This window comes from Pseudoalteromonas sp. P1-9, from assembly GCF_001399975.1.
Lineage (GTDB): Bacteria > Pseudomonadota > Gammaproteobacteria > Enterobacterales > Alteromonadaceae > Pseudoalteromonas.
This window is the reverse complement of sequence record NZ_LKBD01000168.1, coordinates 1-264: the sequence shown is the minus strand read 5'-3', so window position 1 is coordinate 264 and position 264 is coordinate 1. Positions and strand designations below refer to the sequence as shown.

The following is a 264-nucleotide window of genomic DNA, read 5'->3' as shown; positions in this document are numbered from 1 at the left end:
CATGTTCTCCCCCCCTGGCACGCCATGGCCGCCGGCCTTGAGCGTCTTTGCGGGCAGATCGAGTGGGCTACCGGTATGCCCGGGGTAGGAGCGCGCACCTGCCTGATAGATGTGGTTCGCGAACTTCTTTGCTTCGCGACCTTCCGGATCTGGAAGCCCCTGTAGTGCATCTCGAACCGTTCGCCATGCCTGTGTCGGCAGCATCGTACGGAACTGCTGCAACTTGGCAACGCGCGCGGCGAGCTTCGCAGGCATTCTGGGCTG

1 pseudogene is annotated in these 264 nt (G+C 63.3%); it reads right to left on the bottom strand.

What is annotated here, in order from left to right:
- Nucleotides 1–264, bottom strand: a pseudogene (locus AN214_RS23150) (hypothetical protein); the annotation flags it as partial.